We start from the raw sequence: 15923 nt of genomic DNA on the forward strand, positions 1-15923 counted from the left end.
GAGCTATTTCTCCGTGGCCGAGAAAGTGACGACGGGCACCTTGCGAGCGGCGCGTGCGGTCTTCTTCGGCTCGGCGGTCTTCTTGGCTGCGGCCTTCGGAGCGGCCTTGGCGGTGGTCGTCTTCGCGGCCGCGGTCTTCGGAGCCGCCTTCGCGGTGGTCGTCTTGGCGGTGGCCTTCGGCGCGGTCTTGGCCGGGGTCTTCGCCGCGGCCGCGGCCTTCGCGCGACCGGCGGGCGCCTTGGCCGCGGTGGTCTTCGCCGCCGTGCCTCGGGTCGATTTCGCCTTGGCCGCAGTGGCTTTCGCCGTGGTCTTGGCCGGAGCCTTGGCCTCCGCCTTGGGGGCGGCGGCCTTCTTGGCGGCGGCGGGCTTGCGGCCGGCGACACCCTTCGCGGCGGGCTTGCGGCCCGGCTTCGCGGCCGTCTTCGACTCGGCCTTCGCGGCGGTGGCCGCGGTCTTCGGCGTCGACTTGGTCACGCGCGTGCCCTTGGGCCGTTGCACGACCCGCGGCCGCAGTTTGCGTCCGCCGATCCGGCGGCCGTTCTCCACATACGCACGCAGGATTTCCCGGAGTGCGGTGGCGTTGTCGGCCGAAAGGTCGATGTCGTAAGCGATTCCGTCCAAACCGAATGCGACCGTTTCTTCGGCCGCCTCGCCGGTCAGATCATCCAGCAAATGCACAGCAGTGTTCCTGGCCATGAAAAACCTCCCGCGCTCGATCGTTCTACTGCGTAACCGGCACGGCGAAACCTGACCCGCGGCTATGACTCACGCAGCGACACGAGGATAGCGGCAGGTTGCGCGAAGCTGCGCGGTGGTGTGCGCTGAATGCATGTCAGCACAGGATTTTGACGTGATCGTGATCGGAGGCGGCCCGGTCGGCGAGGTCGCCGCCGAACGGGCAGCGCGGGGCGGCCTCCGGGTCGCGCTCGTCGAACACGAACGCTTCGGCGGCGAATGTTCTTACTGGGCCTGCATTCCGAGCAAGGCCCTGCTGCGGCCGGGGAACCTCCTCGCCGCCGCCAAACGGGTTCCCGGCGTCCCAGTGGGCGACGCGGTCGACCCGGCCGAGGTGTTCGCGCGCCGGGACTGGTTCACCGGCAAGGGAGACGACACCGGACAGGTCAAGTGGGCGGAGGGCGTCGGGATCGTCCCGATCCGCGGCCACGGACGGATCACCGGTGAGCGGGAGATCACGGTCGACGGCGGTGACGTGCTGACCGCGCGGCACGCGGTGATCGTCGCCACGGGCAGCGTCCCGCGGACGCCGTCGATCCCCGGGCTGGACACCGTTTCCCCGTGGGGTTCGCGAGAGGCGACTTCGGCGGAGAAGGTCCCGGGACGGCTCGGCGTACTGGGCGGCGGTGTCGTCGGAGTCGAAATGGCGCAGGCCTTCGCCACCCTGGGCGCCGAAGTCCACTTGATCATCTCGGGTGAACGTCCGTTGCCGCGGCTGCCGGAGTTCGCGGGGGACGCCGTCGTCGCGGGGCTCCGTGAAGCCGGGGTCACTGTGCACACCGGCTCCGGTCTCGACTCCGTGTCCGCTGTGGACGGTGGTAAGGAATTGGCCTTGAAAGGTGGCGAGCGGTTGGTCGTCGACGAATTGCTCGTCGCCACCGGCCGCCGCCCGGCGACCGACGGGCTCGGTGTCGAGACACTGGGGCTCGAAGCGGGCGCGCCGCTCACGACGGACGACAACGGCCGGGTGTCCGCTGTGGACGGTGGCTGGCTGTTCGCCGTCGGCGACGTCACCGGCCGGGCGCCCCTGACCCATCAGGGCAAATACGCGGCAAGGGCCGCGGGTGACGCGGTGGCGGCGCAGGCGGCGGGCAAGCCCGTCGACTCCGGCGCGTGGAGCGCGCACAGCGCCACGGCCGATCACCACGCCATCCCGCAGGTCGTGTTCACCGACCCGGAGGTCGCTTCGGTCGGGCTCGCCGGGCCGGAGGAGGGCAAGCCGCACCGCGTCGTCGACATCGACATCGCGGTGGCCGGTTCGTCACTGCACGCGGACGGTTACGCGGGCAAGGCGCGGATCGTCGTCGACACCGAACGCGGTGTCCTCGTCGGCGCGACCTTCGTCGGGCAGGACGTGGCGGAACTGCTGCACGCGGCGACGATCGCGATCGTCGGGGAGGTCCCGCTGCCGAGGCTGTGGCACGCGGTCCCGTCGTTCCCCACGATCAGCGAGGTGTGGTTGCGCCTTCTGGAGGCGTACGGCCTCTAGCCCGTCACAGGCAGTTCGAGCGCGGCCTTCGCGCCGCGGACGAGGCCGGGATCGTCCGGAGTGGACGGTCCCGGCACCCACACCACCTGGACCAGCCGGACCGACTTCCCGTCGAGGCTGCTCTGGTAGGCGGCGCCTTCGAACGCCGGGACTTCGCCCTGCCACTGGCCGGTCTCGGTGGCGAGGTCGAGGATGCCGCCCCCGCCGGGGGTGTCGGCGGTGGCCTTGAACGCGGTCGCCTGCCCGGCGTCCGGGAAGTCCACGACGGCGATCGTCACCGCGGCGTTCCGGCCGTCGATGGAGCCGGCGAAGCTCGCGCGTTTCACCCCCGCGCAACTCGTCTGCTGGAGGCTCGACTGGACGTCGCCGTACGCGTGCGACGCGCACTTCTGATCCCCGGCGGACGCCCGCGCCGTGAACTGGATGTTCTCCACCGCACTGCTGCTCGGCGGCGGACTGGTGGACGGCGCCGTCGACGGGGCCGGCGGCGGGGGAGCCTGCGTGGACGCCGTGTCGTCACCGCTGGAAGCGACGCTGATGGCCGCGATCAGCAGCACGATGAGCAGGCCGATCGCGGCGACCGGGAGCCATTTCACCGTCTTGGACTGCTGTGACGTCTTCGGGCCGGGCTCGGCGGGGGCGGCCTCCGGTGGCGGGGGCTTCACGGCGACAGCCTGCTGAACGGGCGGAGCGGCCTTCGCCGGCTTGGCGGGCGGGGCGGGCGGCACTGCCGATTTCGTCGGTTTCTTCCCCGGATGCTGCACCGGAACCGTCGGCGCGATCGCGACGAGNTCCGGTGGCGGGGGCTTCACGGCGACAGCCTGCTGAACGGGCGGAGCGGCCTTCGCCGGCTTGGCGGGCGGGGCGGGCGGCACTGCCGATTTCGTCGGTTTCTTCCCCGGATGCTGCACCGGAACCGTCGGCGCGATCGCGACGAGCGGGTTCTCGCGGATCACCGTCGGCTCGTCGTCGGAGTAGGCGCTGAACCCTTCGCCGAGCAACATCTCTTCGGGCATCGGCGGCGCGTCCGGGGCGAGCGCGGCGATCAGCTCGCGCGCCTGCTGGACCGACCGGGGACCGGGCGCGCTGGCCAGGGAGACCGTCGCGGCGAGCATCGTCGTCGCCGTCGGATAGAGGACGCGGACCGAGCCGGCGAGATCCGCGGCGGGCTGGTCGACCGTCTCCACGTACGGTCCGACGGCGATGATCGTGCCGATCGGCCCCGCGCCGGGGGCGACGTCGGCGATCTTGTGGGTGCACGCGGCGGACAGCGAGAGCGCGTCCGTGGCCGGGTTGATCGACGTGTCGCCGTGGACCAGCGGCCAGCCGTCGGCCTTCCACGGCCCGCCGAGCGGGGCTTCGAGCTTCAACGCCGGATCCGGCAGGTCGACGCCGATGACGATGAGGATGCCCTTGGGCATGACGACGACGGCTTCGACGGGCCTGCCTTCGACCGGGCTGGCGCCGATCAGGGCGACCCCGCCGACGACGTTGCTGCCCCGGCCGAGCGAGGCCAGCGCGGCGCGGACGTCCTCGGCCACCCGGGACGGCTGTTGAGCGAGGCGAACGAGTCGCACCGAACCCCTCCCCATCTCGTCGGTCTCGCTGCACAAACTAGCGCCTCCATCCGGAGCAACGGGAGGACACGTCGCAGGTAGGCGAGGTGATGTTGCTCCGAAAAGTTGTAATGCGCGTGAGCACCGTCACCCGTCCGGGTGGTACTCGTTGGTAGGTGACAGTTCCCTGCCCCCTGTCACCAGGAGAAACACCATGGCCGCATTTCGCCACTGGCGTCGACGTGCAGCTCTCGTCGTCGCCCTGCTAGCCGTCCCGGCCGCGGGGACGGTCCCCGCGCAGGCCGCGGGACCGCTCGCACCCGTCGCCCCCGGGCTCTCCCGGCTGCTCTCGGCCGTCACCGGCGCCACCGGGGTGACCGCGTTCGTGCACGCCGACGACATCGCCACCGCCGAACGCGCCGCGCGCTCCGCCGGGCTGACGAAAATCACCTCGTTCGGGAAGATCGGCGTCGTCGCGGTCCGGGGCACGGCGGACCAGGTGCGCGCGGTCCGCGGGGCCGCCGGGGTCACCTACGTGGAAGGGAACGAGAAGCTCAAGGCGCACGGCAGCCCCGGCACCACGGCGACGCGAAGCCTCCAGGCCCAGACGCAGCTCAAGGACGCCGGTGGCGCGCCCGTCGACGGCAGGGGGGTCACGGTCGCGGTCATCGACACCGGCGTCGACCCGACGCATCCGGCCTTCAAGGGTGCCGACGGCAAGTCGCGGGTCGTGCGCAATCTCAAGAGCCTCTGCCTGAACGGCACCGCCACGAACTGCATCGTCGACGTCCCGACCTCCGTCGACACCGACACGCTCGCCCTTGGCGGCCACGGCACGCACGTCACCGGTATCGCCGCCGGGAACCGGCTGAAGCTGTCCGACGGCACCGAGGTCGGCGGCTCGGCGCCGGGCTCGAAGATCGTTTCGGTCTCGACCGGGGCCGCGCTGCTCGTGCTCGGCACGGACGCGGCGCTGAACTGGGTGCTGGAGAACCACAAGGCGCCCTGTGGCGCGGGCGTCGCGGCGTCGGTGTGCCCGCCGATCAAGGTGACCAACAACTCCTACGGGCCGAGCGGCGGCGGTGCCTTCGACCCGAACTCGGCGACGGTGAAGCTGCAGCGCGCGCTCGCCGCGGAAGGCGTCGTCACGGTGTGGGCGAACGGGAACGACGGCGGAGACGGTTCGGCGAACCTCTCCAACCCGCCGGGGCAGGACCCGACGCCGGGCGTGCTCTCCGCGGCGTCGTTCAACGACCAGGGCACCGGCACCCGTGACGGCACGGTCTCCGACTTCTCCTCGCGCGGCCTCAAGACCGACCAGGCGAGCTGGCCCGACGTTTCCGCGCCGGGGGAGGACATCCTCTCGGCCTGCCGTCCGACGCAGCCGATCTGCACACAGGGCCTCCAGCCCAAGAACGGCCCGGGGCTGCTGGACCTCGGCACCTACAACGTGATCAGCGGGACCTCGATGGCGGCGCCGCAGATCGCCGGGATCGTCGCGCAGCTGTTCCAGGTCGCGCCGGACGCGAGCCCGGGTGACATCGAGGCCGCGATCAAGGGCACGGCGTACAAGTTCGCCGACGGCTCGCCGTACGTGGCCGCGGGGCCGTACACGTCGAGCTTCGACAAGGGCACCGGCCTGGTGGACACCTTCGCCGCGGCGAAGTCCCTCGGCGCCCAGGGTTAACCCTCGTGAAGGCCCCCTTCCCTCGGCTGAGCCGAGGCAAGGGGGCCTTCACGCGAGTCGTGCGTCCCAATCAGGTGCGACTTGTGGTGTTCATGTGGCCAAACAGCACAGTTGGGGTGCACAATGTGCTCACGCGTACCGGGAGGCGGCACGAGCCACCTGACCAGCGCAGCTCGCGAGGTCGTAGGGGAAGACGCCCCTCGTCGAGTAGCGGAGGTCAGCAGTGAGCACCCGTGGCAACACCCGTGGCGTGGTGTACGTCCACTCGTCGCCGTCTGCGGTGTGTCCGCACGTCGAGTGGGCCATTTCGGGCACCCTGGGTGCCCGAGTCGAGTTGAAGTGGACGGCGCAGCCCGCCAGTCCAGGACAGCTCCGCGCCGAATGTGGTTGGCGTGCGCCTTCGGGCACCGGCGGAAAGCTGGCGTCCGCGCTCAAGGCGTGGCCGATGATCCGGTTCGAAGTCACCGAAGAGCCCAGTGCGGGGGTCGACGGAGAGAGGTTCTGTTTCGCTCCGGGCCTCGGCCTGTGGCACGGCAGGACCAGTGCCAACGGCGACATCGTCGTGGGCGAGGACCAGTTGCGCGCCCTGGTGAGCAAGGTCCGCACCGGCGAATCGCTGGCGCACAAGCTCGACGAGCTCCTCGCCGCCAATTGGGACGAAGCGCTCGAACCGTACCGGCACGCCGGTGACGGTGCCCCGGTCACCTGGCTTCATCAAGTCGGGTAGACGCCGGTGATGACGGAAGAGGCGGGCGGCTAACCTTTCAGGGTGACCGCCCAGCCTCGCCCCCTCTCTCGTCAGCGGTGGCTGATCCCCGTTCTCGTGGTCGTGATCTCCTTGACCGTCGGCGTGGGGTTGCTGGCACGTGATCTCTACACTCGCCCGGAGGCCGCGCCCGCCGAGCCGGTCGTGAGCGAGTCGCCGACGTCGGTCGCCCCGGGGCAGCAGCCCGGCTCGCCCGTCGTCGAGGTGACCCCGGACGTCTTCGCGCATCCGCAGTACCAGAACGTCCGGCAGGTGCTGCAGGGCTATTTCGACTCCATCAACGACCGCGACTATCCGAAGTGGACATCGGTGGTCAGCCGCGAGCGGGCGAAGACCAAGACAGCGGCCGAGTGGAGGAAGGACTACCAGTCCACTCGGGACGGCAGCATCCTCGTCTACCGCGTCGAGCCGGGCACGCCGACCACGCTCCGGGTGCTCGTCGCCTTCACCAGTACGCAGGACGTCGAAGACGCGCCGCTGTACCTGCCGGAGGGGTGCATCCGCTGGCGGCTGGTGCTGCCGCTGCGGCTGGAGAGCGGGTCGTGGCGCGTCGACACGACCGACGGCGGGACCAACCCCGAGCACGAAAGATGCTGAAGTAAGGGGTGACATGGTCCCCGAGGCTGACGCGGGCGGGGGCCGGGCGGAATAGAGTCGCGGGCATGGCAATTGATCAGCCGGCCCTGCTGACCGACGCCTCGAGGGGGCTCACCAGCGAAGAGGTCGCCCAGCGGGTGGCCGCGGGCCAGACCAACACGGTCTCGACGAAGACCAGCCGAACGACCGGCGAAATCATCCGGGCGAACGTCTTCACCCGGATCAACGCGATCTACGGCGTGCTGTTCGTGCTCATCCTGTCGACGGGCTACTTCATCGACGGGTTGTTCGGCGGGCTGATCATCGTCAACAGCGCGGTCGGCATCATCCAGGAACTCCGGGCGAAACGGACACTGGAACGGCTCGCGATCGTCGGGCAGGCGAAGCCCACCGTCCGCCGTGACGGGCAGAGCAGCGAGATCGCCCCGGAAGACGTCGTGCTCGGGGACCTCGTCGAACTGGGGCCCGGCGACAAGATCGTCGTCGACGGCCCGGCGCTGACGGCCGACGCGCTGGAGGTCGACGAATCGCTGCTGACCGGTGAATCCGATCCGGTGGTCAAGCAGCCCGGCGACAAGGTGCTGTCCGGGAGCTTCGTGGTCGCCGGCAGCGGCACGTACCGCGCGGACATCATCGGCGACGAGTCCTACGCGGCGAAGCTGGCGGCGGAGGCCAGCAAGTTCACCCTGGTGAAATCGGAACTGCGCCAGGGCATCGACAAGATCCTCAAGTTCATCACGTACCTGCTCATCCCGGCGGGCGCGCTGACGATCTACAACCAGCTCGCGGGCGACCAGGCGTGGCCGGACGCGCTGCGCGGCATGGTCGCGGCGCTCGTGCCGATGGTGCCCGAAGGCCTGGTGCTGATGACCAGCGTCGCGCTGGCGGTCGGCGTCATCCGGCTGGGCAAGCGCCAGTGCCTGGTGCAGGAACTCCCGGCGATCGAGGGACTCGCCAGGGTCGACGTGGTGTGCGCGGACAAGACCGGCACGCTCACCGAGAACGCGATGCGGCTTTCCGAGGTCCGGGAGATCACGCCGGGCCGTCCCGTGGACGACGTGCTCGCCGCGCTCGCCGCCGCCGATCCGCGCCCGAACGCGAGCCTGCAGGCGATCGCGGAGGCGCACCGGACCGATCCGGGCTGGCGGGTCTCCACGACCATGCCGTTCTCCTCGGCGCGCAAGTGGAGCGGCGCGTCGTTCGACGGCCACGGCGACTGGGTGCTCGGCGCGGCCGACGTCCTGCTGCCCGAGGGCGAGCACCGGGCGGAGGCCGAGAAGATCGGTTCGCGCGGTTTGCGGGTCCTGCTGCTGGGCCATGCCGAGCGGGCCGTCGACGCGGCCGAAGGCCCCGGCGAGATCGAACCGGTCGCGCTCGTCGTGCTGGAGCAGAAGGTCCGCCCGGACGCGAAGGACACGCTGGACTTCTTCGCGCACCAGGACGTCGCGGTCAAGGTCATCTCCGGCGACAACGCCATTTCGGTGGGTGCCGTCGCGGGCACCCTGGACCTGCCGGGCGCGGACAAGCCCGTCGACGCGCGAAAACTGCCGGACGACGCGGAGAAGCTGGCCGACACCGTCGAGGATCGCGCGGTCTTCGGCCGCGTGACGCCGTTGCAGAAACGCGCGATGGTCGGTGCCCTGCAGTCGAAGGGGCACACCGTCGCGATGACCGGCGACGGCGTGAACGACGTCCTCGCGCTGAAGGACGCGGACATCGGCGTCGCCATGGGCGCCGGCAGCCCGGCCACCCGCGCCGTCGCGCAGATCGTGCTGCTGGACGACAAGTTCGCCACCCTGCCGCACGTCGTCGCCGAGGGGCGGCGGGTGATCGGCAACATCGAGCGCGTCTCGAACCTGTTCCTCACCAAGACGGTCTACTCGGTACTGCTGGCGCTGATGGTCGGCATCGCGCAGGTGCCGTTCCCGTTCCTGCCGCGGCACATCACGATCACCGCGTGGTTCACGATCGGCCTGCCCGCCTTCGTGCTCTCGCTGGCGCCGAACAACGAACGCGCCCGCACCGGCTTCGTCGGGCGGGTGATGCGGATGGCCGTCCCGGCCGGGCTGGTCATCGCCACCGCGACGTTCGTGAGCTACCTGCTGGTGTACAAGGGATCCGGACAGTCCGAACTGGACAAGATCCAGGCGGGCACGACCGCGCTGATCACGCTCATCACGATCGCGCTGTGGGTGCTCGGGATCGTCGCGCGGCCGTACCGGTGGTGGAAGATCCTGCTGATCGGCGGGATGGTCGTGCTGACGCTCGCGTTGTTCCTGATCCCGTTCACGCAGAAGTTCTTCGCGCTGGATCCGAGCGTGAGCGCGTACACGCTGTCGGCGTTCGCCTGCGCCGGGGTGGGGATCGTGCTGGTGGAGGCCGCCTGGTGGATCGGGCGGCATCTGGTCAACAGTCAGGAGGCCTGACCGGGGAGTTCCCGAAGGAACGCCCCTTCGTGACCTCCGGGGACCGCCACCGTGGGCAAGAGCGTGTTGTGAAAGCCACTTTCGCAATCTTCAACGTTGCGAAAGTGGCTTTCACAACACCTCGTCCGCAGTCGCGTGGCCGGGATGTCGCGAAAGCCACTTTCGAGACACCTGATGTCCCGAAAGTGGCTTTCGCGACACGCATGGCTCGGTGAGCGGACCAAAGCCCCGCGCAGAAGTACGTGAAGGCCCCCTTCACTGCGTCTAGCGCAGTGAAGGGGGCCTNCCGGGATGTCGCGAAAGCCACTTTCGAGACACCTGATGTCCCGAAAGTGGCTTTCGCGACACGCATGGCTCGGTGAGCGGACCAAAGCCCCGCGCAGAAGTACGTGAAGGCCCCCTTCACTGCGTCTAGCGCAGTGAAGGGGGCCTTCACGTACTGAAATCAGGCCGCCGGGGTGAACAGCAGCGCCGTGTTGTGCCCGCCGAAACCGAACGAGTTGCTGATCGCCGCGCCCAGCTCGACCTTGCGCGCCTCACCGGAGACGACGTCGAGCTGCACCTTCGGGTCCAGGTCTTCGAGGTTCAGCGTCGCCGGGATGAGACCGTGGTAGATCGCCAGGATCGTGGCGATGCCCTCGACCGCGCCCGCACCACCGACCAGGTGGCCGAGCGCGCCCTTGGGGGCGGTCACCACGACGTGCTCACCGATGGCCTTGCGGATCGCCGCGGCCTCGCCGACGTCGCCGACGACCGTCGAGGTCGCGTGCGCGTTGACGTGGCCGACGTCGGCAGGGGAGACCCCGGCCATCGTCATCGCCTGCCGCATGGCGGCGATCTGGCCGACACCCTCCGGGTGGTTGCCCGTGATGTGGTACGCGTCCGACGTGATCCCGTACCCGCTCAGCTGCGCGTAGATCCGCGCGTTGCGGGCCTTGGCGCGGTCCGCCCGCTCCAGGATCACGACGCCGGAGCCCTCGCCGAGGACGAAACCGTCACGGTTCACGTCGAACGGCCTGGACGCCTTCGTCGGGTCGTCGTTGCGGGTGGACACCGTCCGCGCCTGGGCGAAACCGGCGAGGGTGATCGGGTGGATGCACGATTCGGCACCACCGGCGACCACGACGTCGGCCCGGCCCGAGCGGATCATCTCGTAGCCGGCGGCGATACCTTCCGCGCCCGACGCGCAGGCCGACGCGGGCGAGTGCACACCGGCACGCGCCTTCAGGTCGATCCCGACGTGAGCGGCGGGGCCGTTCGGCATCAGCATCGGCACGGTCAGCGGGGAGACCTTGCGGAGTCCCTGCTTGTGCAGAAGGTCGTTCTGGGAGATGAGGGTGACCGGACCGCCGACACCGGTACCGATGGTCACCCCGAGGCGCTCGGGTTCCACATCCTGATGCTCGTCGGTCGGCTGCTCGAAGCCCGCGTCCGCCCAGGCCTGCCGGGCGGCGATGAGCGCCACCTGCTCACAGCGGTCCAGCCGCCGGGCCTGGACCCGCGGCAGGACTTCGGACGGGTCGACGGCGAGCATGGCGCCGATCTTCACCGGTAGCTCGAGTTCGTCGACCCAGTCGGCTTCGATGCGGCGGATCCCGCTCGCCCCGGCGAGCAGGCCGTCCCACGTGGACGCGACGTCCCCGCCGAGCGGCGTGGTCGCGCCCATCCCGGTGATCACGACGTCGATGTTGCTCATTGGAGTCTCCCCAAGGTCGGCGCCAATCAAGAAGTCGGACTTACTTGGAGTTGGCCGACACGTAGTTCACCGCGTCGCCAACGGTCTTCAGGTTCGCCAGCTCGTCGTCCGGGATCTTGACGCCGAACTTGTCCTCGGCCTGGACAGCGATCTCCACCATGGACAGCGAGTCGATGTCGAGGTCGTCCACGAAGGACTTCTCGGCGGTCACGTCGTCCTGCGCCACACCGGCGACCTCTTCGACGATCTCGGCGAGGCCGGCGAGGATCTCTGCGTTGTCTGCCACTGGTTGTTCCCTTCTCGGTGATGCTTTCGGCTGCCCCGCGGACACGGTGCCCGCGGGGGAAGTATTCATCACGGGCAGACGAAGGCCTGGCCCGCGTAGGAGAGTCCGGCCCCGAAGCCCACGGCGAGCACGACGTCGCCCGTTTTGACGGTCCCGGCCTTGCGCATGTGGTCCAGCGCCAGCGGAATCGACGCGGACGAGGTGTTGCCCGAGTACTTGATGTCGTCGGCGACGACCATGTCCTCGCGGGCGCCCTTGGCACGCAGCTTCTTGGCGATGGCCTCGACGATGCGCAGGTTGGCCTGGTGCGGGATCAGGACGTCCACATCGGACGGTTCGAGCCCGGCGAGTTCCAGCGCCTGCATGGCGATCGGCGCGATCTGCGTGGTCGCCCAGCGGAAGACCGACTGGCCCTCCTGGTAGATCCACTTGTCGTCGCGCATGTAGATCAGGTCGACGTGCTCGCCCGCGCTGCCCCAGGCGACCGGGCCGATCTGCGGGGTGTCGGCCGCGCCGACCACCGCCGCGCCGGCGCCGTCGGCGAAGATGATCGCGTTCGCGCGGTCGACCGGGTCGACGTGGTCGGTGAGCTTCTCGGCGCCGATGACGAGCGCCTTCTTCGCGCTGCCCGCGCGGATCAGGTCCGAGGCGACGCCGATGCCGTAGCAGAACCCGGCGCAGGCGGCGTTGAGGTCGAACGCGGCCGGATGCGTGATGCCGATCCGGTCGGCCACCTGCGCGGCGGCGTTCGGGATCTGGGTGGGCATCGTGCAGTTCGGCAGGATGACCGTGTCCACTTCGGACGGGTCCACGCCGGCGTCGGCCAGCGCGGCGGTGCCCGCCTTGACCGCCATGTCGACCAGCGACTCGTCCTTCTCGGCGAACCGGCGCTCGATGATGCCGACCCGCTCGCGGATCCACTGGTCGTTGGTGTCCATGATCTTCGAGAGATCGTCGTTGGTCACGATCTTCTCGGGCTGGAAGCTGCCGACACCGAGGATGCGGGTCCCGGCGGCGCCCGGCGCCTGCCGCAAAGTGGATCGGTCGGTCACGAAGCGTCCTCCTGCCCCTGAAGCTTCGCCAGCTCGGCCGGCGTCTTCAGAGCGATCGTGGTGGTCACGGTTCCCTTGAGCTGCCGCTTGACCAGCCCGGTCAGCGTGCCCGCCGGCGGAAGTTCGAGCGTCGAGGTGACACCCGCGGAGACCAGACCGTCCATGGTCAGGTCCCAGCGCACCGGGTTCGTGACCTGCTCGACCAGCCGGTCGAGGTACTCGGCCCCGCTGGTGACGACCTGGCCGTCGGCGTTCGACAGCAGCGGACGCGTCGGGTCCGCCGGGGTGATCTTCGCAGCGTGGGCCGCCAGCGCTTCACGCGCGGGTGCCATGTAGGAGGTGTGGAACGCGCCCGCGACCTTGAGCGCGCGGACCTTCGTGCCCTCCAGCGGCTCGGCGACGATCTTCTCGATCGCGCCGGCGGCCCCGGAGGCGACGATCTGGCCTGCGCCGTTGCGGTTCGCCGCGGCGAGGCCGTGGCCCTCGAGCCACGCGACCACCTGCTCCGGGTCGCCGAGCATGACCGCGGCCATGCTGGTGGGCTCCAGTGCGCAGGCCTTCGCCATTTCCGCGCCGCGGACGGCGGCCAGGGCGACGGCGTCTTCGGGGCTCAGCACCCCGGCGACGGCGGCGGCCGCCAGTTCGCCGACGGAGTGACCGGCGACCGGCGCGTCCGCGGCGACCGGGGCCTCACGCTGAAGGTGCTCGAACGCCAGCAGTGACAGCGCCACGATCAGCGGCTGCGTGATCGCGGTGTCCTGGATCTCTTCCGCGTCCGCTTCGGTACCGAGGCGGACGAGGTCGAGACCGGCCCGCTCGGACCAGGCTTCGACGCGCGCGCGGGCGCCGTCGAGCTCGAGCCAAGGGGAGAGCATGCCTGGGGCTTGGGAACCCTGACCGGGGGCGAGGACTGCAACTGTCACCCCATTAGAGAACACTCTCGGCCACCATGGTCGTGATGCCGACGCTCACCAAGTCCGGCCGACGTAATTGTCGGAACCCTCCAAAAGCGCCTTCCTGATCTCCGCGCTTAACCCAAAAGCCTTGTCGGGTTCAACCAGCTTTCCCTATGAGGTCCATCACTGCGCAGAGTTACCAACCGGTTCACCGGAGGTCGTGCGCCGCCTGAGCGATTTGCCCGTTTCGGCGAGCGCGTGCGCCGGATCCGGGTGTCGCGAAAGCCACTTTCGGGACACCAGACGTCCCGAACCCCCCCCCCCCCCCCCCCCCCCCCCCCCCCCCCCCCCCCCCCCACGCCTCGGCCGAAGCGGGCCCGAGTCACCGGCTACCAGAGACCGCGGGCACGGGCCAGCCGCCCGACGGTCAGCGCCACCTTCAGTACCCAGGCGTCCCGCGATTCGGCGGCGTGGCGCCCGGTCAGTTCGGCCGCTTTCCGCAGCCGGTACCGGACGGTGTTCGGATGGACGAACAGCGTCCGCGCGCAGGTCTCCAGGACACCGCCGCTGTCGAGATAGGTCTCCACGGTCCGCAGCAGTGCCGGGCCGGCTTCCTCCAGCGGACGCGCGATCTGCTCGACCAGCAGGCGCTCGGCCTCGGGGTCGCCGGACAGCGCGCGTTCCGGCAGCAGGTCGATCGACCTCGCGGGCCGGGGCGCGCCGGGCCAGCCGACGACGGCGCGCAGCCCGGAAAGCGCCTCTGTCGCGCTGTGGTGCGCTTCGGCGAGCGTGGGCACCGTCGGCCCGGCGACGACCGGGCCCTCGGCGAAGGCGACCGAAAGCTTGGTGAGGATCTCGCGGTCCTTGACGCTGCCGTCGGTGGGCCCGGCCACGACCACGACCAGCCGGGAGCCCTGCACCGAAAGCAGCACCGGACGCCCGACCCGCGCGGCGCGGCTGCGCACTTCGAACACGACGGCGGGCGGGTCGTCCGAGGTCGGAGTGCCGACCAGCGCGGTGGCGGGCGCGGCCGGATCCCAGCCGAGCGCGGCGGCGCGGGAGAGCACCGCTTCCTCTGCGTCGCCGCGGACGATGCCGTCGACGACCAGCGCCTCCAGCCGCGCGTCCCAGGCGCCTCGCGCCTCGGCGGCGGCCGCGTAGGAGTTCGCGGCGGCGAAGGCGATCTCCCTGCCGTAGCGCAGGATCCCCTCGATCAGCGCGGCGCGTTCCGCCTCGTTCGCGGCGAACTCCGGCAGCTGCTCCTCGAACACCTCGATCGCCAGCCGCACCATGCCGACCGCCTGCCGCAGGCTCACCCAACGGGAAAGCTCGGCGGGTGCTTCGCGGAAGGCTTCCGTGGTGAGGGAGAGCGCTTCCTTCGTGTCGCGGAGCCAGTCGACGAAACCGGCGGCACCCGCCTGGGTGATCAGCAGGACGCTCGCGCGCTGGTCGGCGGGAAGCCGGGCGAACCAGCTCAGCCGCTCCTCCATCACCGCCACACTCGCGCTCGCGAGCCGGCCGGAGGCGTGTTCGAGCCGCCGGAGGGTCTTGGCGGACAGCCCGTGGTGCTTGGGCACACGCCGTCCGGAGGTCGCATCAGCCATGGTCAGCCGATCCTAGGCCGTGTCCGGCTGGTCGTGTTCGGGGTCTTCGCGAACAGCCTTGCCGGACACGGCCTGGTCCGCCGGGCAAAGGGCGCCGTCATCCTGCGGTCTTCCGCCGCAGATGTCCTAAGTGGACAGCGGGGCGGCGGTGAATGGTGAAAGGTATTCGCATAAAACTCGAGGCCGCCCGGCGCGAGCGTTTTTCGCTGCGCCGGACGGCCTCGTCTCCCCGGTCCCCACCGGTGGAACAAGTATGGGACTTGTCGATCTTTTCCCGCTAGCCGACTCACTCGATCGTGGGGCGCCGAGTTGCCGGTACGGGGCGCGTGATCAACGATCCCTCGCAAGCCGCACCGGGTAGGTCGCGGATGCGCAGAGGAGGGAGTTCGCCGTGGGCGAGCAGCTGAAAGACGGTCTGGGACAAGCGTGGAACCTTGTCGCCACCTTCGTGCCGAAATTGCTCGGTTTCCTGATCATCCTGCTGATCGGCTGGCTGATCGCGAAAGCCGTGTCGAAGGCATTGGGACTGGTTCTGTCGAAGATCGGTTTCGGCAAGCTCATCGAGAAGACCGGACTCACCGGAACGCTCAAACAGGCGAATGTCGACGCGGGCGGGATCCTCGTCAAACTCGTGTACTACTTCATTCTCCTGATCGCGTTGCAGCTCGCGTTCGGCGTATTCGGTGAGAGCAATCCGGTCAGCGCGCTGCTCAACGACATCATCGCGTTCCTGCCGCGGATCCTGGTGGCGCTGGTGCTGGTGATCGTCGCGGCCGCCGTCGCGAAGGTCGTCCGCGACCTGGTGACCGGTGCGCTGTCCACCCGGCCCGCGGGACGGCTGCTCGGCACGATCGCCTACTGGATGATCATGGCGTTCGGCATCATCGCCGCACTCGGCCAGGTGAACATCGCGACCGCGGTCACCGGGCCGGTCCTGATCACCGTGCTCGCCACCGTCGGCGGCGTGATCGTCGTCGGGTTCGGCGGCGGCCTGATCAAGCCGGCGCAGGACCGCTGGCAGGGCTGGCTGGCCAACCTGCAGGGCCAGCTGGAGGCCGGGAACGGCAAACAGGAGGTCCGTTCGGAGCCGCCGACTTCGCCCGTGGGCATCGGTCGCGTAGATTCCTGAGCAT

Annotated in this window: 13 protein-coding genes; 6 read left to right on the forward strand and 7 right to left on the reverse strand. The window is 69.9% G+C overall.

Annotation, left to right across the window (positions count from 1 at the left end; translation table 11 throughout):
* Positions 1-3: 3 nt before the first annotated feature.
* On the reverse strand, positions 4-696 hold the full coding sequence (locus tag ACXIZN_RS02740; protein WP_457952384.1) for an Lsr2 dimerization domain-containing protein: 693 nt from the start codon (positions 694-696) through the stop codon (positions 4-6).
* Between the two features lie 154 nt (positions 697-850).
* Here ACXIZN_RS02740 and ACXIZN_RS02745 point away from each other — a divergent pair, with 154 nt between their 5' ends.
* Positions 851-2224, forward strand: coding sequence for a dihydrolipoyl dehydrogenase family protein (locus tag ACXIZN_RS02745; protein ID WP_457952386.1), 1374 nt, complete (start codon positions 851-853; stop codon positions 2222-2224).
* On the opposite strand, the gene ACXIZN_RS02750 is transcribed toward ACXIZN_RS02745, so the two are convergent.
* Positions 2221-3816 (reverse strand): hypothetical protein, encoded by a 1596-nt coding sequence (locus tag ACXIZN_RS02750; RefSeq protein ID WP_457960442.1) that lies wholly within the window; start codon positions 3814-3816, stop codon positions 2221-2223. The genes ACXIZN_RS02745 and ACXIZN_RS02750 overlap by 4 nt on opposite strands.
* 178 nt (positions 3817-3994) lie before the next feature.
* On the opposite strand from ACXIZN_RS02750, the gene ACXIZN_RS02755 reads away from it, so the two are divergent.
* The 4 genes from ACXIZN_RS02755 to ACXIZN_RS02770 all read left to right on the forward strand — a co-directional run bounded on the left by ACXIZN_RS02755 (position 3995) and on the right by ACXIZN_RS02770 (position 9256).
* A complete protein-coding gene (locus tag ACXIZN_RS02755) occupies positions 3995-5467 on the forward strand; it encodes a S8 family serine peptidase (protein WP_457952387.1) in 1473 nt (490 codons plus the stop codon).
* Between the two features lie 223 nt (positions 5468-5690).
* Entirely contained in the window at positions 5691-6194 is a 504-nt protein-coding gene (locus ACXIZN_RS02760; RefSeq protein ID WP_091599164.1) for a DUF3145 domain-containing protein, read from the forward strand.
* A 42-nt stretch (positions 6195-6236) separates the two neighbouring features.
* Positions 6237-6830 carry a hypothetical protein gene (locus ACXIZN_RS02765; RefSeq protein ID WP_457952389.1) on the forward strand — a complete coding sequence of 198 codons (594 nt, stop codon included), beginning with the start codon at positions 6237-6239 and terminating at the stop codon, positions 6828-6830.
* 65 nt (positions 6831-6895) lie between these two features.
* Positions 6896-9256, forward strand: coding sequence for a cation-translocating P-type ATPase (locus tag ACXIZN_RS02770; RefSeq protein WP_457952391.1), 2361 nt, complete (start codon positions 6896-6898; stop codon positions 9254-9256).
* Between the two features lie 445 nt (positions 9257-9701).
* On the opposite strand, the gene ACXIZN_RS02775 is transcribed toward ACXIZN_RS02770, so the two are convergent.
* The 5 genes from ACXIZN_RS02775 to ACXIZN_RS02795 all read right to left on the reverse strand — a co-directional run bounded on the left by ACXIZN_RS02775 (position 9702) and on the right by ACXIZN_RS02795 (position 14790).
* Entirely contained in the window at positions 9702-10952 is a 1251-nt protein-coding gene (locus ACXIZN_RS02775; protein WP_034311114.1) for a beta-ketoacyl-[acyl-carrier-protein] synthase family protein, read from the reverse strand.
* A 40-nt stretch (positions 10953-10992) separates the two neighbouring features.
* Positions 10993-11238 (reverse strand): acyl carrier protein, encoded by a 246-nt coding sequence (locus ACXIZN_RS02780; RefSeq protein ID WP_004559006.1) that lies wholly within the window; start codon positions 11236-11238, stop codon positions 10993-10995.
* A 68-nt stretch (positions 11239-11306) separates the two neighbouring features.
* On the reverse strand, positions 11307-12290 hold the full coding sequence (locus ACXIZN_RS02785) for a beta-ketoacyl-ACP synthase III (protein WP_125692366.1): 984 nt from the start codon (positions 12288-12290) through the stop codon (positions 11307-11309).
* Positions 12287-13213, reverse strand: coding sequence for an ACP S-malonyltransferase (locus tag ACXIZN_RS02790; RefSeq protein ID WP_457952393.1), 927 nt, complete (start codon positions 13211-13213; stop codon positions 12287-12289). The genes ACXIZN_RS02785 and ACXIZN_RS02790 overlap by 4 nt, the downstream gene beginning before the upstream one ends.
* A gap of 362 nt (positions 13214-13575) precedes the next feature.
* A complete protein-coding gene (locus ACXIZN_RS02795; RefSeq protein WP_126736013.1) occupies positions 13576-14790 on the reverse strand; it encodes a PucR family transcriptional regulator in 1215 nt (404 codons plus the stop codon).
* Positions 14791-15181: 391 nt separating this feature from the next.
* On the opposite strand from ACXIZN_RS02795, the gene ACXIZN_RS02800 reads away from it, so the two are divergent.
* The gene (locus tag ACXIZN_RS02800) at positions 15182-15919 is read left to right on the forward strand and encodes a mechanosensitive ion channel family protein (protein WP_457952395.1); all 738 of its coding nucleotides are present in this window, start codon (positions 15182-15184) and stop codon (positions 15917-15919) included.
* Positions 15920-15923: the final 4 nt, after the last annotated feature.

The sequence above is a fragment of the Amycolatopsis sp. TRM77291 genome (genome assembly GCF_054166285.1).

Bases quoted from the DNA above. Each gene is read 5' to 3' on its own strand.
- ACXIZN_RS02740 (WP_457952384.1), bottom strand. From the start codon at position 696: ATGGCCAGGAACACTGCTGTGCATTTGCTGGATGATCTGACCGGCGAG.
- ACXIZN_RS02755 (WP_457952387.1), top strand. From the start codon at position 3,995: ATGGCCGCATTTCGCCACTGGCGTCGACGTGCAGCTCTCGTCGTCGCC.
- ACXIZN_RS02770 (WP_457952391.1), top strand. From the start codon at position 6,896: ATGGCAATTGATCAGCCGGCCCTGCTGACCGACGCCTCGAGGGGGCTC.
- ACXIZN_RS02775 (WP_034311114.1), bottom strand. From the start codon at position 10,952: ATGAGCAACATCGACGTCGTGATCACCGGGATGGGCGCGACCACGCCG.
- ACXIZN_RS02795 (WP_126736013.1), bottom strand. From the start codon at position 14,790: ATGGCTGATGCGACCTCCGGACGGCGTGTGCCCAAGCACCACGGGCTG.